We start from the raw sequence: 2,951 nt of genomic DNA on the forward strand, positions 1-2,951 counted from the left end.
GGCGCGGCCTGGCGGTCCGGCGGGCAATCTGGACGTGCAGAATGTCGAGTTTCGCGCCGAGCTTGCGGCGATCGCCAAGGCGATTACCGGCGCCTATCTTTCCAGCAGCGGCAACGCTTTTTCGACGCGCACAGCATCGATGATCGTGCAGGAGCATTTTCCGCCCAGCGCCAACGCGCGTGGACTGGAATCGGGTCCGCTGTTTGGTGTGCAGTTTTCGCAGTTGCCCTGCTCGGATTTGAACACCCGCTTCGAGGTTGGGTCTCCTTTGATCGGGCCGAAGCGCTCGCCGCTCGGCCTGGCTGCAGATGCCGGGGGCTTTCCGCTTTACAAGAACGGTGTGGTTGTCGGCGGCGTTGGCGTTATGGCCGACGGTGACTATGGCTTTGATACCGAAGTTGTCGATGTCGATGCCGATGACGAGGAATTTGTTGCGCTGGCCGGCACAACGGCGTTTCCGGCGGCCGAGACCGTGCGGGCGGAGCGGATTTCGGTCGATGGAACTTTGTTGCGTTACAGCGATGCGACGTCTGCCCGGCTGCGGTCCAGCCCGGCAAGTGCCGGCACGGGCGTGCTGGCCGGAGCGGGATCGCTGGTTGCGGTCCAGGGCTATTCGGCCGGGAGGATCACCGCCGGGACGCCCTACGGCGGGGAGGCGAGCGGGCTGCGGCCGGCGACGGCGAGCGAATTCAGCAACCCCGATGCCTATGTGCTGAGCGATGGCGCCGGCAACAATCGCTTTCCGGTGCGGGCCGGCACGGACGGTGCCGAGGTGGCGCAGCCATTGACGGCTACGGAGGCGCGCACTGTTCTGGAAGAAGCGTTCAAGATCATGAGCCGGGCGCGGGCACAGATTCGCCAACCGCTGGACAGCCGGGCGCAAGTGTCGATTTCGGTGGTCGATACGCGCGGGGTCTCGCTTGGGCTAGTGCGATCGCCCGATGCCCCGATTTTCGGTATCGATGTCAGCTTGCAAAAAGCACGCACGGCAGCGTTTTTTTCGAGCGGGAATGTGGCGGCCGAACTTGGCGCAGTGCAGACTGCGATTGGCACACCAGACGCCAATGTTCGCGATTTTGCAGCACGGCTGGCGTTTTTCTTCGCGCCGGCCAATGGTTCGTTCAATGGGCAGTTTGCCGTGAGCAATCGCGCTGTGGGGTTGGTGGCGCGGCCTTATTTTCCGGATGGTGAAGTGGCCCAGACACCGGGACCGCTCTCAAGGCCGATCTCGTTGTTTTCGCCGTTTTCAAACGGGCTTCAATCAGCGCTGATCGTGCAGAATTTGGCTGCGGCTCTGGCAAATATCAACTTGCCGCGGTGCACTTTCTTGCCCAACCACGCGGGTGGATCAAACCGGCTGGCTAATGGCTTGCAGATTTTTCCAGGTGCGGTGCCGATCTATCGCGGCAGCGTGCTGGTGGGCGCGATCGGGGTGTCGGGAGACGGCATCGATCAGGATGACATGGTGAGTTTTCTGGGCGTGAGCAACGCCGGGCTGCGGGTGGGGGGAATCGGCCTGCCGGCAGCGTCGGTGCGGTCGGACCAGATCACGGTGCCGGTGCCGGGCGGCACCAGGGTGAGGCTGCGCTTTGTGGGCTGCCCGTTTGCACCCTTTGTCGATACGGCTGAAAACAATGTCTGTCAGGCGCGCTGAGATGGCAGGGCGGCGCCTTGTCATGATCGCGCTGCTGGCCAGCGCTGCGCCGGTGCAAGCCAAATTGTTCGGCAAATGGTTTGATTGTTACGCCAAATTCGAGCCGCCCAAGGATCGTTTGCCCGCCGAGGACGCTCGCAGCGCGGCTGATCCAAATCAGGAAGCACTGCCCGGCCGGCGGGTGCCCGGCCCCGGCGGCGCGCAGACCTGGGATCCGATCATGCAGGCCAATGACGGCGCTGTCGCCTGGCCCAAGCAAGGCGATTTTCCCGCCGATCACTTGCCTGTGCCCGATCGCTGGCGGCTGATCGAAACCCTGGGCCTGGTCAAATCCAATTGGAAAGACCCGTATAATCAGAACACCTTGAAGGGCGATCGGCCGATTTGCGGCACAGATGATCTGTTTGTGCAGCTGGCGGCGATTTCCGATACGCTGGCCGAGCCGCGCAGTTTCCCGACCCCGGTTGGCGTGCAAACCACCGAGCGGCCGGGCAATAACGATGTGTTTGGCCGGCAATATAGCGAAGTGTTTGCGCAGACGTTCATTGTGGGCGCTGCGCTGATCAAGGGCAGCACCAATTTCAAGCCGCCGGAATATGAGCTGCGCGCCGCGATTGCGTTCAATTTCAATCATGTCGATGTGCCGGAGCAGCGCGTGCTGTCGGTGCTGCCGTCGCGCCGTTCGCTCAGGTCCGATGCCTTCATCGGTGTGCAGGAATTGTTCTTCGATTATCACCTGCGCAACACGTCGGATCGCTATGATTTCGATTCGATCCGTATCGGTATCCAGCCATTTTCCAGTGATTTTCGCGGCTTTCTGTTTCAGGACAATCAGCTCGGCGTGCGGTTGTTCGGCAACCGTGACAACAACCGCATTCAATATAATCTGGCGGCCTTCCTGCGGCTGGAAAAAGACACCAACAGCGGCCTGAACGCGATTCTGCGCCGCCCGCGGGAAGATTATGTGCTGGTGGCGAACCTGTATCGGCAGGATCTGCCGCTGCCCGGCATGACCAGCCAGGTCAGCGTGACCTGGAATATCAACCGCGAACGCGATGATATCCAGGTGGACACCAATGGCTTTCCGGCGCGCCCGGGGCTGCTCGGCACGCTGCGGGGCCGTGCCTATGATGTCGTTTATCTTGGCTACAATGCCGATGGTCATATTGGCCGGCTGAACCTGACCTTCAGTGCGACGCATGCCGTGGGGAGTAATCGCAACAATATCTTCACCGACCGGCGCGCCAAGATCAACAGCTGGTTTGCCGCCTTCGAACCCAGCTATGATCGCGGCTGG

At 61.7% G+C, this 2,951-nt stretch carries 2 protein-coding genes; both read left to right on the forward strand.

What is annotated here, in order from left to right; translation table 11 throughout:
* A partial coding sequence (locus ABWP50_RS13355) for a heme-binding protein (RefSeq protein WP_353218480.1) occupies positions 1-1,654 on the forward strand: 1,654 nt, incomplete at its 5' end.
* A 22-nt stretch (positions 1,655-1,676) separates the two neighbouring features.
* Positions 1,677-2,951, forward strand: a 1,275-nt coding sequence (locus ABWP50_RS13360; RefSeq protein WP_353218481.1) for a hypothetical protein, incomplete at its 3' end; no start/stop codon positions are given.

Origin of the sequence: Sandarakinorhabdus sp. (genome assembly GCF_040398645.1) — a bacterium.
In the GTDB taxonomy this organism is placed as follows: Bacteria; Pseudomonadota; Alphaproteobacteria; order Sphingomonadales; family Sphingomonadaceae; genus Sandarakinorhabdus.